Genomic DNA, 14,942 nt, shown 5'->3' with positions numbered 1-14,942 from the left:
TAATTCACAACATTGTTCTTACCAGCTACAATGCCATTTCAATGCCTCAACCACCGATCATAATCAGCCAACCGGCTGATCAGCTGCTGCTTACTCTTTTTCGGCTTTTCCTCTTTCTTCCACGGATCAACCGCCTCGTGCGCCAAATGATAATAGATACTGCTATCCGTACAACCATAAAGTGTAACCACAACAAGTGCACGCGACTGCTCCGCCTTGACGAGAGGAAGCATAGTCTGCATAACGCCAACCAGCTTTGCCGCCTCTTCTTCCATACCCAATATAGTATAAGCCGGCAGCAAAATGGCATAAAGCTTGCAACGCATCACATCCGTATCCATCCGGAGATTGCCATATTCTTTCAACGCCCTGGCAGCCAGGGAACGATCTTCCTCACTCACCCCCTCCGCACTGTGATAACGCTGAAGAGCACTGTGCAAACCATTCAACATACAGTCATTGTCCAGACGGGTATATACATGCTTGTCCTCATCATTCAGGGCAATTACCTCGTACTCACCCGGCATCACACGCAGCAGCGGAACCCACATCCAGTTCTCCACACATACCATCACATCCTTTCGACCGGCTCCCGGCTGAATGACAACAGTCGCCTCCACCCCCTTAAACCGTCCCTCGGTAATGCGTATCCGGTCGCCCTTGCGCAAACCATCCGGCTGGGGTATATAAACAGGAAGTGTATTGGAATAAGAACGGGCCACCCACTGCAAATTCTCCATTGCGGCATCGGAAAGGTAGGGAAAATACTCCCGCTTCCGTTCCCTCACCCGAGGCAGGAAACTGAGTACAGGAAAACGTTGCATCAGTTGGAAAACATCACGCTCGGAGGCACGGACAAATACATAGTTGAAGAGTAAGGGACGCTGGGTATTGACGAATTTGCCGTCTATACGCCTCACTTCCTGATAGGAAGGAGCAAAAAAGCCGAATGAGGGCTCGCCTGCCTGTATGCGCCGGTCCTGTTCCCGTTGCAAACCGCGCACTCCTCCCCGATGACAGTCGGGAAGCGACAACACATACCAACGCACGGCATTGTTATTCCGCAAAGCCTCCAACGCTTCGGGAGATGCCACAGAACGCTTCGGTTTATCAAACTGATGGGATAGCTTTTTCATGAGGTTTATCGTCAGAAATCCACGCTGACCGATACTGGAAGACCATATCAGCGCAGTGCTTATAACTGGCTGATAAATAGCTTTTTATACAGATTTCATTTTGTATTTCTGAAATCTTTTATTTGTTGTTTCTTTCGTCCGAAGACGTCTTTTCTGTCTGCTTTTTATAGACATGTTTATACCCTCAAAAAAGGTTCTTTACCCTTTATATAAAAGGAATTTAGAAACTTTTTGAGGGCACAAAGATACACTATAATTGTGTATTACACAATAAAAGCGCTTAAAAAATAGGAAAACTTACTTTTGATAAGAAAATAAGAGATGGGTATATTTCGTAATCACAATAAAAGATTCAAGTTTTACAAATATTTATTCAATAGGACTGTAATAACCTTATCCAATTCTATAAGGTCATTCTTTATAGTAGTAAATACTATCTGCTCGTCTACATTACTATATTCATGCGAAATAAGATTGCGCATATCATAAATAGCCAACCAAGGAATTTCCTTATATTCAGAAAGCGGTGATGGTTGTAAAAACAACAACTTTCCTACCTGTTCACCTATTACTTGAAGGCGCATAACACATGCATTGAACACCATCACTTTATCCATGGAGGCTAAAAAATCATCAGCACAATTTATTTCTTTACTCCATTGCTGTATATAGTAAATGGATTCTTTTATCTGGGTTAACCTGTCGCAAATGGTTAGTCGTCCTCCTTTATACATAAATGGCTTCTTTTTCAATATTCTGTTTCAAAAATGGAGGCAGTGAGGAACGGAAACGCACTAAATCAATTTCACAATGAAACATTTCCGTCAAAACAGTCTTCAAAGTGTACATAGTGGATAAAGTAGGATTATCAATATCTACAACAATATCCAAATCACTATCTTCCCTGTTCTCTTGACGTGCAACCGAACCGAAGATACCAATTGATTTAATTCCAAACTCATGCCCAAAACATTGTTTGAAACTAACTAACTTTGCCTTACATTCATCTAAGCATAACATACTTTTCACCAACTTTAGGTACTGGAACAAAGATAAACCTTTTATTTGAACGATACAAGTTCTTACCTCGGTTTCTTCATTTCACACACCATCAGAGCTCTCCTTGCATCAGAACGTCATCATCACCATAAACCGCACGCCCCATTTGTTCGCATCGGGATGATCCAGATAATTCAGACGGCGGACATAGTCTATGTGCAATATCTTGAAAATATTATGAATACCCACAGAGCATTCCATGTACGGGGTCTTCGGGTCCATCACAAAGCTGGTAGGACGTCCGTCACGGGTCGGGAACAGGAAGAGCTCGCTGTCACCCGGATGCTTCATCGGATTGTTCTTGTCGGTTAAATGACCATACAGCATCTTGAAGCCGATAGCCTCACGCCACTTCAGTTTTTTCAGCAAAGGAATACGGTTGAAAATCTTACCGTTCAAATCCCACGATACATCCAGAGAGGCGTAACGGTCGTTCAGGAACTCCATATTATTAATCAAGTTGAAAGTCTCGCGTTGCAGGATATAGGACAAGTTGGCCGCCGGCATGATCAGCAACGGGAACGGAACTTTGTTCCACTGCGCACCGCCTTTCACGAACATGTCAATCTTACCCCATGACGAGAACCAGAAACGCTTGTACAGCCCGATCTCTGTCAAGTTATAGTTATACTCTCCGCCCAGCACGCCCTTGAAACCGGCCGTGTGCGACAGCGTAAATACCGGAGCGTCAAAAGAAACCGGAATACGGCGTTGCTTGGTATTGACAAATGTCTCACCCGGAGCGTAACGGAAGGCCAGGGAGGCTTCCATGGTCTGAATCTCAGGAACCAACGTTTTCTGGTCATCATTGGTTATATAGGCCAGGCCGCCGGTAGGCTCGTCTGTGCTGTGTTTCACTTCCACCGTGGTCTTCAGGCCAAACTGTGTCTCGTTCTCGTACTTCAAGGCGATATTCCGCACGTAGGACATCTGGTCTACCGTAGAAGTCTTGAAAGATACGAACACGTTGTCTTTATCTGTCTTCAGGAACTTATCCGTGGGAGACATCACATCATACTGATAGCTGAACGTGATGGAGTTCTTCGGGAACTCGCGCGGCAGGTATTCCTTCTTGTTGAAAGAGTATTCCACCTCACCCATATACTTGGAACGATGATCCTTGAATCCGTAAGCGTAATATCCCTTGAAGAACAGATGCGGATTCAGGTTGGCCGTGGTCTGCGCGCTCATACGCAGACGCAATCCGTCGATATAGTTATTGGAGATCATGGTGTTTACCGGACCGATATCTACCTTGCTGGGATGCTCCTTGGTCCCGGTTTCCACAAAGTTCTCGATAAACGCCTTCAATACAAAAATCACATATTTGAATCCCGGCATCTGCTCCAGACGCTTTACCAGCATATCCATAGAACTCTCGGTCTGCGTAAGCGGAACCGGCCGGTATTGATTCCAGAAATCGTCTCCGCGCATCATGGCGTCCGCCTCTTTGATCTCGGCCCCCTTACGCTTGAAAAGTTGCTGCGGAAGCTCATCGAAGGCATAATCAGAGTAACGGGTAGTCCTTCGTATCTGGAATCCTTGCATGATCTTCATCAAGGTCATCTCCACAATCATGTCATCGGTTTTCAACACCCACTCCCCATTGGGCAATTGCTCGAACTCCTGAATAATATCCATATTGTCTACAAAGTTCACCCCCGATTTCTTGGGCAGGTTCATTGTACATTTCTTCACCGTATAAGACGAATCGGCCAATACGTAAAGATGCCCCGTAAAACCGAAGTCCTGCGAGTTATTGGGAACGAAGGTGAGATGGAAGCACTTGTCCTTGTCCACGAATGTGGTGTCCATAATGTAAAACTTATAAAAAGAGATGGCATCACTGGACGAAATAGGGCTGATGAAAGGATACTGCAACAGACGGATATCATTGTCGTAAATATTCACATCCGTAAATACATCCTTCAGCACCGTGCTCAGCATATCTCCCGTTGCAAACAGCTCGTTCACACCCGTAGAGCTCATTCCTTTGATAATGGTCTTCTCACTCTTGGGATGTTTACGGTAAATTTTCTGCGAAGCGGTCTCGTCCACCGAAATAGGAAGGATGAATTTATTGGTTTCCTCACAAAGTTCGATCTGGTCTTTCAGGAAAGGCATCTTTTTATACATGCCTTTTTCCAGCATCTCGGGAGTCACATCATTCAGTGACATCGTGATCTTCTGATACTTATTGTACTGATAGTAATCGTTCTCGCTCAGCTTATTATTCTTTTTATGAGCGATCACCTTCTTCATCAGTTCCACTGCCGGATTATTCTTACGGGAGTATTTCTCTCGTTTGGGCTTCACCACCACTTCGTCCAGCATGATATCATCCGGTCTCATCCTCACATTCAGGTTCTTGGTGACGCCGGGAATTATATTCACCACTTTTGTTACATATCCCACCGCCGAAAAGGTGAGTTTATTCCAGCCTTTACGGGTTTCGACCTTATAATTTCCATCATTATCGGTAATACTTCCTACGCCTTTTCCTTCATAAAAGACTGACAAGTAGGGTATGGGTTCATTCGTCAATGAGTCTGTTACAACGCCTTGTATATTTTGGGCTGACACCGAAATGCAGCATCCTAATAACAAAAATAGTAGAAACGACTTGATATATTTTGTCTTCATTCTTTTCACCGCTATTTTTATGAGGGAACAAAGTTAAGCATTAACTTAAAAGAAAGTTGCTAATATAAGCTAATAAATACAGAAATCTTACATATTGACCAATAAATAGGTGAAATTTAACACCGGAAGAACCATTATGCAGCAAATAAAAAAGGGGTCTTTTCACAAAGCCCCCTTTTTAAGTTTTCAATAGGTATTAGTTTTTTTTTAAGGTAAAAAGATTGTTTTCAGGATAACGATGCAAATATCGAGCCTTTTTTTAAACCAGCCAAATAAAAAACTATGCCATACAACATGTTTTTAGATTTTTCTGTCTTTTTTGGCAGATTATTATTCAAAATGCTCTTTATCGGCCTCATTATATATACAAAGGTAGCAAAAATATAGACTAAAACAGCATTTTAATGAGTTTTTTCTTTTCCCAAGAAATGTCCATCTACCTTATCGCGATGTTTCAGCACCTTTGCATCGATGAAGAAAACAATTTCTTCGGCGATATTGGTTATATGGTCTCCGGCACGTTCCAGCTTACGGATAACGGTGCCGAGTTCCAGGCAAGTCAGGAAATTATCGGGGTGTGTTTCCAGATATTTTGTAAGGACGGCAGGAGCAGCCGCATTGATTTCGTCCAGCAAATTATCTTTACTGAATACATTGAGGGCTAACTCCAGATTTTCTTCATTCAACGCGTTCTTGGTCATTTCGAGCATACCGAGCACTTGTTTCAGCATCTCTTCTATACGCAGGCTGTGGAGCAGTTCACTATCCAGCACGGTTTCCTCGCTTCTCACCACAAAACGGGCTATGCCTTCGGCAAAATCTCCCAAACGCTCCAAATCACTGTTTATCTTGAACATGGCCAGCACAAAACGCAGGTCAATGGCTACCGGATTGTATAGAGCGATAGTGTCCTCTACATCACTGTCTATTTTCAACTCGAACGCATTCACCCTTTTCTCACGGACAATGACTTGCTGTGCCTGGTCACGGTTAAAGGTCAGCACAGCCTCTCCTGCCCTGTCCAGCTGATTGTAAACCAATGTCCACATCTCGTTCACTTCCTTCTTCAGTGATACAAGTTCTGATTCTATAAATTTCACCATATTCTTAATTCTTGTTTTGTTTATCATTATTTCTTTCACCGCAGATTGCGCAGATTCACACTGATTTTAATTTTCCGGACAGAAGAATAAAAAGACAAATCCGTACCATTAGATCTGAAAAGCAAGCAAGTCCGCATCGGGTTGTGGCACATCAGTTCCAGCTTTATCTTATCTCCCATCTGTGCAACGCTGTGATGAATGCTTTACCCGAAACGCCCTGTAATATAATTCTGGGTCGCTTCCTTGCCCGGATTCGTAAATATTTTCTTCGTATCATCATATTCCACCATATTGCCCATATAGAAGAAGGCTGTCTTGTCACTGACACGCGCGGCCTGCTGCATGTTGTGGGTGACAATAACGATGGTATATTCTTTCTTCAGCTCATGAATCAACTCTTCTACCTTGGCTGTAGAGATAGGGTCCAGTGCCGAAGCCGGTTCATCCATAAGCAGAACCGAAGGAGATACGGCCATGGCACGGGCTATGCACAACCGCTGCTGCTGACCACCGGACAGGGCAAACGCAGACTCTTTCAACTTATTCTTCACCTCATCCCACAATGCGGCTCCTTTCAAGGTTTCCTCCACCCTGTGGCGGATAAACTCATTATCTTTCACCCCATTTACCCGAAGCCCGTAAGCCACATTCTCGAAAATACTTTTCGGGAACGGGTTGGGACGCTGAAAGACCATCCCTACGCTCTTGCGCAACTCGTCCACCTGCACGGACTTGTCGTATATATTTCTCCCGTCAATCAAAATCTCCCCCTCCAGACGAGAGCCGGGAATGAGGTCGTTCATGCGGTTGAACAGACGGAGGAAGGTGGACTTGCCACAACCGGACGGGCCTATGAAAGCCACCACCGATTTCTCTTCAATCGTCATGCTTATATCTTTCAGTGCCTGAAAATCACCATAGAAAAAATTTACATGTTTTGCATCTATCTTATTCATATTCTTAATGTTTTAATAATTTGCTGATTTGTCTATGTGCTAATGTACCAATGTCCGTGCGGTACACAGCGCAACCCATCGGCACACCGACAAATTATTAATTCGTTTTTACTTTGTTGGAAAAATACCGGCGGAGTGCATTTGCCAACAGGTTTATAATTAAAATAATAAGGATCAGTACCAACGCCGTACCGTATGCCAAAGGAAGCTGTGACTCCATATCCGTTCCGCTGGTAGAAATCACATAAAGGTGATAAGGCAATGCCATGCATTGGTCCAGAATGCTGTGTGGCAGTTGCGGCAGGAAGTAAGCGGCACACGTAAACAAGATGGGTGCCGTTTCACCCGATACACGTCCCAAAGCCAGAATCAGTCCGGTAATGATGTTGGGCATCCCCATAGGCAGAATCACATGCCAGATGGTTTGCAGCTTGGTCGCGCCCAAAGCCAGACTCCCTTCACGGAAGCTGTCGGGAATCGCCTTCAAGGCTTCTTCGGTGGTGCGTATCACCAAAGGTACACAAAGCAATCCCAACGTCAAAGAACCGGCCAGGATGCTGTCGCCGAACCCCATGTATTTCACAAACAGTGCCATACCAAACAAACCGAACACAATGGACGGAATACCGCTCAGGTTATTGGTCATCATCCGGATAAAGCGGACCAGCTTGCCTTTCGGCGCATACTCGTTCATATAAATGCCACTCATCACTCCCACCGGAAAAGCGAACAGCGCACTGCCCGCCATCAGATAAAAAGTACCTACAATGGCCGGCCATATACCGCCACCCGTCATGCCGTCACTGGGCGCCGTGGTCAGAAACTCCCAGCTGATTACTCCTATACCTTTATATATAATAAAACCGAGAATGGCGAACAGAATGAGGACAATACTATAACTCAACAGTTTGAAAATGCCGAATGCCAGCCATTGCGAACGTCTTTTACGCGTCCCTTGCCCGACAGGGAAAACATCTTGCTTCATATCTTAAATACTTAATTAATCATTTGTCAATCTATCCATATACCCATTGGCTACGCTGTGTGCCGCATGATCATTAGCACACCGGCAAATCAGTACATTATTTATTTGTTCTTGATGAAATATATTCTACACTAAAGTTGATAAGCATCGTGATGAAAAACAACACTACTCCCAACAGGAACAGGGCTTCATAGTGCGCGCCGCCGGCTGGAGCCTCTCCCAGTTCCGCTGCAATAGTCGCCGGAATGGTACGGAGCGGCTCCAGAATAGTGGTGGGTATCACGGCCGCATTTCCTGTAACCATCAGCACCGCCATCGTCTCGCCTATGGCACGTCCGATGCCTAGGACAACGCCCGAAGTGATTCCCGAAACAGAGAAAGGTATCACCACCTTATATATAGTCTGCCAACGGGTAGCGCCCAATGCCAGACTGGCTTCGCGCATGGCACGGGGACAATTCCGCATCGCATCCTCGCTTACGGTAATGATAGTGGGGAGTGCCATGATAGCCAAAACAATACTTCCGGCCAATCCGGTCTCGCCCACAGGCAGATTAAAGACTTTCTGAATAAGCGGTACGATGACTATCAACCCAAAGAAACCGTAGACCACGGACGGAATACCACTGAGCAATTCAATAACCGGCTTCAGAAAACTACGGGTCCGATGGTCGGCCACCTCGGACATATACACCGCCACCGACAAGCCGAAAGGCAAAGCGAACAGGATGGCAAAGAAACTCACCCAAAGCGTACCCGTAATCAAAGGAAGGAATCCGAACTGAGGGGCAGGAGTAGCCGTAGGGAACCATTCCTTTCCGGCAAAAACCTCGTCAAAAGAAATAGACTCGTCTTTCAGCAGGTGGCCCGGAAAATCCTTCTCTATAAACTTGGAGGGAACAAAGGCGATGATGCCTGGATTACCGGCAACGATCTCGCCGATGCACCGGGGGGCTTTCTCGTATCCGGCTCCCAACTCTTCCTCCGAGAAATAGGAGGTGATATCCTCCAACCGGAAAACTTTAACCTCCGCGTCCGGTCCTCCCAGCTCTTTCCAGTTGGTAATCTCTTCGTCAAAAACGTCTTTTATTTGTGCCGCACTCAGTTCCTGCACCGGATTGGCTTTATTCACCGCCAGCACATATCCCTCTTCTATGACTTTTTTATTAAAAAGTCCCAAAGCTTCCGCAAACAAGAATACGACAATCAGCAAAATAGTAATGCTCGTTACAAAACCGCTGCAAGTCAATATTCCTTCTACAATCTTTTCCCAAACTCGTTTCATACAGTTTTAGTCTTCTATTTTAATAACCGATGCAAAAAAAGCCTCTTTATATTAAGGTGATATGAAAGAAGCTTGAAGTATTTGCTACAATTATATTACAAACTTGTTACAAGCAAAGACAATCCTGATCTTATTGCCATTTTCCCGCAAGGACGGATCCAATCCACCCTTGCCGGCGAATATTGCCCGTAACAGAATCGTAACACACCAGTAAAACAAATGACACAAGAAAACGTTTCTTTTGCACACGAATTAATATAAGAACTTATGAATCAATTAAAAGCTCTATTTCTTTTTATTCTATTGGCTTGTAGTCTGAATATTAACGCACAACGCATAAAAGGCAGTGACACGGTGTTGCCTGTGTCACAGGAAACAGCCGAGATTTTCATGAAAGATGATCCCGACCGGCGGGTAACCGTCACCGGCGGGGGAACCGGAGTGGGGATTTCCGCCCTGATGGACAACACGACAGATATCGCTATGGCTTCCCGTCCCATCAAATTCAGCGAAAAGATGAAACTGAAAGCCGCCAAACAGGAAGTGGAGGAGGTAATCATAGCGTATGATGCCCTGGCCGTCATTGTAAACCCGTCCAACCCTGTCAGCCAACTGACACGCCAGCAACTGGAAGCCATATTCCGCGGCAAGATAACCAATTGGAAGCAACTGGGAGGACCCGATATGAAAATTATTGTCTATTCCCGCGAAACCTCTTCGGGAACTTACGAATTTTTCAAAGAAAGCGCCCTGAAGAACAAGAACTACATGAGCAGCAGCTTGTCCATGCCCGCCACCGGAGCCGTGATCCAGTCTGTAAGCCAGACCAAAGGCGCTATCGGCTATGTGGGACTGGCCTACTTGTCCCCCCGGGTGAAAGCCATCGCCGTTTCCTACGACGACGGCAAGCACTATGTACTGCCCAGCCTTGAAAACGGAAAGAAGAAACTTTACCCCGTAGTACGCCCTCTTTACTACTATTACAACGTAGCCAATAAGGAAAAAGTAACCCCGTTCATCGACTATATCCTGTCGCCCCAGGGGCAAAATATTATAAAAAACGGTGGATATATTCCTGTGAAATAAAGGATATCCCAAAAAGAATGCGTACTTTTGCAGCAAAAGTGTAAAATTGATATCACAATGACTGAAATGAACGCTACAGAAGCTACAGAGAAGAAAAGTCTGAACTTCATTGAACAGGCAGTTGAGAACGACCTGAGAGAAGGTAAAAACGGAGGGAAAGTACAAACCCGCTTTCCGCCCGAGCCGAACGGCTACCTGCACATCGGTCATGCCAAAGCCATCTGTCTGGATTTCGGGATAGCTGCACGCTATGGTGGCGTATGTAACCTGCGTTTTGACGACACCAACCCGACCAAAGAAGATATGGAATACGTGGAAGCCATCAAGGAGGACATCCAATGGCTCGGATTCCAGTGGGGAAACGAATATTATGCATCCGACTACTTCCAGCAATTATGGGATTTCGCCGTCAATCTGATAAAGGAAGGAAAGGCTTATATAGACGAACAGAACTCCGAACAAATCGCGGCACAAAAAGGCACTCCCACCCAACCCGGAACCGAGAGTCCTTACCGCAACCGTCCCATCGAGGAAAGCCTGGAACTGTTCAACAAAATGAACAGCGGTGAAATAGAAGAAGGCAAAATGGTGCTCCGTGCCAAAATAGACATGGCAAGCCCCAACATGCACTTCCGCGACCCTATTATTTATCGTGTGGTAAAGACTCCGCACCACCGTACAGGCGAAACCTGGAAAGCATACCCCATGTATGACTTCGCACACGGACAGAGCGACTATTTTGAAGGAGTGACCCATTCGCTGTGTACCTTGGAGTTCGTACCCCACCGTCCGTTGTACGACCTGTTCGTGGACTGGGTAAAAGAGGGTAAAGATCTGGACGACAACCGTCCTCATCAGTATGAGTTCAACAAACTGAACCTGAACTACACCTTGATGAGCAAGCGTAACCTGCTGATTCTGGTAAAAGAACATCTGGTAAACGGTTGGGACGACCCCCGTATGCCGACTCTCTGCGGTTTCCGCCGTCGCGGCTACTCGCCTGAGTCCATCCGCAAATTTGTAGACAAGATAGGTTATACCACTTATGATGCCCTGAATGACTTCGCCCTGCTGGAAAGCGCTGTCCGCGAAGACTTGAACAGCCGTGCCACCCGTGTATCGGCAGTCATCAATCCGGTGAAACTGATCATTACCAACTATCCCGAAGGACAGGTGGAGGAAATGGAAGCTGTCAACAACCCGGAAGATCCGTCGGCAGGCACACACACCATCGAATTCAGCCGCGAACTGTGGATAGAACGCGACGACTTCATGGAAGACGCCCCGAAGAAATATTTCCGTATGACTCCGGGACAGGAAGTGCGTCTGAAAAGCGGATACATCGTGAAATGCACAGGCTGCAAGAAAGACGACAACGGCAATGTGGTAGAGGTATACTGCGAATACGATCCCGACAGCAAAACAGGTATGCCGGGCAGCAACCGCAAAATCAAAGGTACCATCCACTGGGTAAGCTGCGCACACTGTCTGCCTGCCGAAGTACGCCTGTACGACCGCCTGTGGAAAGTGGAGAACCCGCGTGATGAGATGGCCGCCATCCGCGAAGCAAAGAACTGCGACGCACTGGAAGCCATGAAAGAAATGATCAACCCCGATTCGTTGAATGTATTAACCAACTGCTATGTAGAGAAATATCTGGCCGATGCCAAACCGCTGGATTACTTGCAGTTCCAGCGCATCGGTTATTTCAATGTAGACAAAGACTCTACACCGGAACATCTGGTGTTCAACCGCACCGTATCTTTAAAAGATACCTGGAGCAAAATCAATAAATAAAAACAAGCTTATGAACTACGACATGTCTTCTTACTTTGAAGACCCGGAATTTAAAGAAGCATTGGCAAAATACGAGGGTATGGTGGAGAACCATACCCCCGCTTATTTTGAAGCTGATGAATTGATCGATATCGCCGAATACTACACTTTAAAAGGAAGACATAAAGATGCAGACAAGGCCATAGACCTCACTCTCCAATTACATCCCGAAAACACAGACGCCCTGGTTTTCCGGATACGCTCCCTGATGCTGCAAAACAAAAAGGAAGAAGCCAAAGTGGTAGCGCAACTCATCGCCAACAGCACCGACCGTGAATGCAGGTTCCTGCAAGCTGACATGCTGATGGAGGAGGACCGCATAGAAGAGGCCGAGGAGATATTCAAACAACTGGTCATGGACGAGGAGTACGAAGTGGATACGCTGCTGGATATCATCCAGGACTATACCAACGCCAATCAGGAAGAATATGCCGGACAATGGGTAGACTGCCTGTTTGCTCATTCCGACATGCAAACCCTGCCCAAAACCAACCAACGCCTCCGCGATGTGCTGTGCGATTATTACAGCACGTTCAACAAGCCCGACTTGGCCATCCCCTACCTGAACATGACCCTGAACGAGTATCCCTATTCCATCGAGCATTGGAACGAACTGGGGAAATGCCATCTGCAACAATGCCAATACGAAGAGGCGAACGAAGCCTTGGATTTCGCATTAGCCATTGATGATGAAAATACAGATTCATTGACTTTGAAAGCATTTGGTTACCACCAGGCAGGCAATTTAAAGGAATCCTGCGACTACTATCTCCGTCTGGCCAATGTGAGCAAGAACAAGACGAAAGCCTATCTGGCACTGGCACAAATCTATCTGGAGATGCGGGATCATGCTTCAGCCATCAGCTATATAGAAAAGCTGATAAACCGGAAATCGGGCCTGACCGACTACGAATTGGCCGAGTTATATTCTGACACGGCGCTCTGTCATGCCTATCTGGGACATACCGAAAACGGATACAAATATATCAACCAAGCATTGGAGCTGAACGAACATGATGCCGAAATACGTATCGCAGCCGGACGCTTCTTTACAATAGAAGCTCAAAAAAGCGATATCAGCGAAGAGGAACAAGAAAACAACCTCCGCAATGCGGAACATCAATTCACACGTGCATTGGAGTTTACTCCGAAGGAGGAACGGTTTGATGTGCTGTTCAAAATCGGCTCTCTATATTTTGACGAACATAATTTTGAATATGCCAACCAGTACTTCGAACTAATAAACAAAGAATTTCCGGAGGATGCCGATGCCACTTACTTTTTTCTGGCTTACGGTTATTACCACCAGCAGGAATCCGCTTCGTTCATGCACTATCTGGCTAAAATCAGAAAAGAAATTCCGGATATGTACGCCACCATGGGAACCGGCGATACCATACTGATGACCGACACCTACTTCAATGAAGCGCTGCGTGCCATTAAAGAAGATGTCAGCACAGGCAAGATTAACTTAAACAAATATTTATAATAATTTTATGGAATCAGTTGCATTTATCCAGTGGTGTCTGGACCACTTGAATTATTGGACAATAACGTTATTAATGGCCATCGAAAGCTCTTTTATCCCTTTCCCCTCGGAAGTGGTAGTGCCGCCCGCCGCCTATAAGGCTGCCGGAGGAAACAGTGACCTGAATGTATTTCTGGTAGTTATATTTGCGACCATCGGAGCCAATATAGGAGCCATCATCAATTATTATATAGCCTATTTCGTAGGCCGTCCGCTGGTTTATAAATTTGCGAACAGCCGCTTCGGACACATGTGCCTGATTGATGAAGCCAAGGTTCAGAACGCGGAACACTACTTTGACAAGCATGGGGCACTCTCCACCTTTATCGGACGTCTTATTCCTGCCGTCCGCCAGCTTATCTCCATTCCTGCCGGTCTGGCCAAGATGAAATTATCCACTTTCCTGCTGTACACAACGCTGGGAGCAGGTATCTGGAATGCCATCCTGGCAGCCATCGGTTACTATCTGCAATCAGTGGTTCCCGAAGAGCAGTTATTGAGTACCGTCACCGAATACAGCCACGAGTTAGGATATTGCTTTATAGCTATCGGCGTTTTAATAGTAGGTTTCCTGATTTATAAAGGAAGAAAATAAAAAAGAATGAACTTTTTTCCATTTAAATTTGTTATCATTACAGTATCGAACTAAAATATAATAAAATTATGGCAAAAACAGCATTTAAAGGAACACCGGTAACACTAGCCGGAGAATTTGTGAAAGCAGGAACTTCAGCTCCGGAATTTACATTGGTAAAAGGAGATTTGAGCAATTATACATTAAAAGACGGGAAGGGCAAATATCTGATTCTGAACATTTTCCCCAGTATGGATACCGGCGTGTGCGCTACTTCCGTACGCAAGTTCAACCAGCTGGCTGCAAACCAGCCCAATACGGTGGTGTTGGCAATCTCTAAAGACCTGCCATTCGCCCAGGGACGCTTCTGCACTACTGAAGGCATCACCAACGTTATTCCTTTGTCTGATTATCGCTATACTTCCGATTTCGCTGAAAAATATGGTGTATTGATGACTGATGGTCCTTTGGCTGGATTATTGGCACGCTCGGTTGTAGTGATTGACCCGGAAGGAAAAGTGGTTTATACCGAACTTGTTCCCGAAATAACCCAGGAACCGAATTATGAGGCCGCACTGAAAGCGGTAAAATAAAAAGTGCTTCCCGAAAGAATAAAGAAAACGGCAGAAGATTTTTACAATCTATCTACATAGTTTTTAGGGCAGTTTCCGGCATAGCTTCTTGAAAGTTATGCCGGAAATTTTTATATGTCATGCTTGAAAGATCTATAATCTTGCATGTGAAAGATTTA

General features: G+C 45.5%; 13 protein-coding genes. 5 read left to right on the top strand and 8 right to left on the bottom strand.

Annotated features, from left to right (window positions below; genetic code table 11):
• Nucleotides 1–38: 38 nt before the first annotated feature.
• The 8 genes from RE317_RS08730 to pstC all read right to left on the bottom strand — a co-directional run bounded on the left by RE317_RS08730 (nt 39) and on the right by pstC (nt 9,167).
• Nucleotides 39–1,136 carry a transcription termination/antitermination protein NusG gene (locus RE317_RS08730; RefSeq protein ID WP_117889561.1) on the bottom strand — a complete coding sequence of 366 codons (1,098 nt, stop codon included), beginning with the start codon at nt 1,134–1,136 and terminating at the stop codon, nt 39–41.
• Between the two features lie 359 nt (nt 1,137–1,495).
• Nucleotides 1,496–1,870: a DUF86 domain-containing protein gene (locus tag RE317_RS08725; protein WP_005843171.1), complete on the bottom strand. Its 375-nt coding sequence runs from the start codon at nt 1,868–1,870 to the stop codon at nt 1,496–1,498.
• The gene (locus RE317_RS08720) at nt 1,863–2,156 is read right to left on the bottom strand and encodes a nucleotidyltransferase family protein (RefSeq protein ID WP_032938776.1); all 294 of its coding nucleotides are present in this window, start codon (nt 2,154–2,156) and stop codon (nt 1,863–1,865) included. The genes RE317_RS08725 and RE317_RS08720 overlap by 8 nt, the downstream gene beginning before the upstream one ends.
• Before the next feature lie 108 nt (nt 2,157–2,264).
• Complete coding sequence (locus RE317_RS08715) at nt 2,265–4,838, bottom strand: DUF5686 and carboxypeptidase-like regulatory domain-containing protein (RefSeq protein ID WP_005851517.1); 2,574 nt, start codon at nt 4,836–4,838, stop codon at nt 2,265–2,267.
• A 401-nt stretch (nt 4,839–5,239) separates the two neighbouring features.
• Nucleotides 5,240–5,941, bottom strand: coding sequence for a phosphate signaling complex protein PhoU (gene phoU, locus RE317_RS08710; RefSeq protein WP_008671309.1), 702 nt, complete (start codon nt 5,939–5,941; stop codon nt 5,240–5,242).
• Nucleotides 5,942–6,144: 203 nt separating this feature from the next.
• Complete coding sequence (gene pstB, locus RE317_RS08705; RefSeq protein WP_005843167.1) at nt 6,145–6,897, bottom strand: phosphate ABC transporter ATP-binding protein PstB; 753 nt, start codon at nt 6,895–6,897, stop codon at nt 6,145–6,147.
• A 97-nt stretch (nt 6,898–6,994) separates the two neighbouring features.
• Nucleotides 6,995–7,882: a phosphate ABC transporter permease PstA gene (gene pstA, locus RE317_RS08700; RefSeq protein WP_117873636.1), complete on the bottom strand. Its 888-nt coding sequence runs from the start codon at nt 7,880–7,882 to the stop codon at nt 6,995–6,997.
• A gap of 97 nt (nt 7,883–7,979) precedes the next feature.
• Complete coding sequence (gene pstC, locus RE317_RS08695) at nt 7,980–9,167, bottom strand: phosphate ABC transporter permease subunit PstC (protein ID WP_005851512.1); 1,188 nt, start codon at nt 9,165–9,167, stop codon at nt 7,980–7,982.
• 267 nt (nt 9,168–9,434) lie between these two features.
• On the opposite strand from pstC, the gene RE317_RS08690 reads away from it, so the two are divergent.
• The 5 genes from RE317_RS08690 to tpx all read left to right on the top strand — a co-directional run bounded on the left by RE317_RS08690 (nt 9,435) and on the right by tpx (nt 14,784).
• Nucleotides 9,435–10,253, top strand: a complete 819-nt coding sequence (locus RE317_RS08690) for a PstS family phosphate ABC transporter substrate-binding protein (protein WP_117873634.1) — start codon at nt 9,435–9,437, stop codon at nt 10,251–10,253.
• Nucleotides 10,254–10,310: 57 nt separating this feature from the next.
• The gene (locus RE317_RS08685) at nt 10,311–12,050 is read left to right on the top strand and encodes a glutamine--tRNA ligase/YqeY domain fusion protein (protein ID WP_005843162.1); all 1,740 of its coding nucleotides are present in this window, start codon (nt 10,311–10,313) and stop codon (nt 12,048–12,050) included.
• A 10-nt stretch (nt 12,051–12,060) separates the two neighbouring features.
• Nucleotides 12,061–13,578 (top strand): lipopolysaccharide assembly protein LapB, encoded by a 1,518-nt coding sequence (locus RE317_RS08680; protein WP_012055959.1) that lies wholly within the window; start codon nt 12,061–12,063, stop codon nt 13,576–13,578.
• A gap of 7 nt (nt 13,579–13,585) precedes the next feature.
• Nucleotides 13,586–14,212 (top strand): DedA family protein, encoded by a 627-nt coding sequence (locus tag RE317_RS08675; RefSeq protein ID WP_005843160.1) that lies wholly within the window; start codon nt 13,586–13,588, stop codon nt 14,210–14,212.
• 68 nt (nt 14,213–14,280) lie between these two features.
• On the top strand, nt 14,281–14,784 hold the full coding sequence (gene tpx / locus RE317_RS08670) for a thiol peroxidase (protein WP_005851502.1): 504 nt from the start codon (nt 14,281–14,283) through the stop codon (nt 14,782–14,784).
• Nucleotides 14,785–14,942: the final 158 nt, after the last annotated feature.

The sequence above is a fragment of the Phocaeicola sp. GP0067 genome, assembly GCF_031119655.1.
Classification (GTDB): Bacteria; Bacteroidota; Bacteroidia; order Bacteroidales; family Bacteroidaceae; genus Phocaeicola; species Phocaeicola vulgatus.
Note: the sequence above shows the minus strand (reverse complement) of the source record. Positions and strands in the feature narration are given on the sequence as shown.

What these genes read in the sequence shown, in the direction of transcription:
- tpx (WP_005851502.1), top strand. Translation starts at nt 14,281, where the DNA reads ATGGCAAAAACAGCATTTAAAGGAACACCGGTAACACTAGCCGGAGAA.
- RE317_RS08680 (WP_012055959.1), top strand. Translation starts at nt 12,061, where the DNA reads ATGAACTACGACATGTCTTCTTACTTTGAAGACCCGGAATTTAAAGAA.
- RE317_RS08675 (WP_005843160.1), top strand. Translation starts at nt 13,586, where the DNA reads ATGGAATCAGTTGCATTTATCCAGTGGTGTCTGGACCACTTGAATTAT.
- RE317_RS08715 (WP_005851517.1), bottom strand. Translation starts at nt 4,838, where the DNA reads ATGAAGACAAAATATATCAAGTCGTTTCTACTATTTTTGTTATTAGGA.
- pstC (WP_005851512.1), bottom strand. Translation starts at nt 9,167, where the DNA reads ATGAAACGAGTTTGGGAAAAGATTGTAGAAGGAATATTGACTTGCAGC.
- RE317_RS08690 (WP_117873634.1), top strand. Translation starts at nt 9,435, where the DNA reads ATGAATCAATTAAAAGCTCTATTTCTTTTTATTCTATTGGCTTGTAGT.
- RE317_RS08685 (WP_005843162.1), top strand. Translation starts at nt 10,311, where the DNA reads ATGACTGAAATGAACGCTACAGAAGCTACAGAGAAGAAAAGTCTGAAC.
- pstB (WP_005843167.1), bottom strand. Translation starts at nt 6,897, where the DNA reads ATGAATAAGATAGATGCAAAACATGTAAATTTTTTCTATGGTGATTTT.
- RE317_RS08730 (WP_117889561.1), bottom strand. Translation starts at nt 1,136, where the DNA reads ATGAAAAAGCTATCCCATCAGTTTGATAAACCGAAGCGTTCTGTGGCA.
- pstA (WP_117873636.1), bottom strand. Translation starts at nt 7,882, where the DNA reads ATGAAGCAAGATGTTTTCCCTGTCGGGCAAGGGACGCGTAAAAGACGT.
- RE317_RS08720 (WP_032938776.1), bottom strand. Translation starts at nt 2,156, where the DNA reads ATGTTATGCTTAGATGAATGTAAGGCAAAGTTAGTTAGTTTCAAACAA.
- RE317_RS08725 (WP_005843171.1), bottom strand. Translation starts at nt 1,870, where the DNA reads ATGTATAAAGGAGGACGACTAACCATTTGCGACAGGTTAACCCAGATA.
- phoU (WP_008671309.1), bottom strand. Translation starts at nt 5,941, where the DNA reads ATGGTGAAATTTATAGAATCAGAACTTGTATCACTGAAGAAGGAAGTG.